Here is a 270-nt window from a genome sequence, read left to right on the forward strand (position 1 = left end):
GTTTCCGGGTCAAAGCCGCAAAGCTTTACATATTGCTGCTGTATTTGCTCTAAATACTCAATAGCATATTCTTCACGAATGCCGAATTTTACGCAGAATGAAGAGATCTTATCATTCATTTCACCAAGCAATTCTGTTATCCTTGCAAATACCTTCAGACGGTTTTTCTCACAGCTCTTTTTCCATACCCAGCTGTATTTGTTCGCGTTGCCTTCTATCTTTGTTCCGTCTATGTAAACGTGGTTGAGGTCAACATTTTCCACCGTAAAA

At 39.6% G+C, this 270-nt stretch carries 1 pseudogene; it reads right to left on the reverse strand.

Annotated elements, in window-relative coordinates:
* Positions 1-270 (reverse strand): annotated as a pseudogene (locus tag DW938_RS14935) (IS1182 family transposase); the annotation flags it as partial.

It is taken from the genome of Ruminococcus sp. AM43-6 (assembly GCF_003461785.1).
Classification (GTDB): Bacteria; Bacillota; Clostridia; order Oscillospirales; family Ruminococcaceae; genus Hominimerdicola; species Hominimerdicola aceti.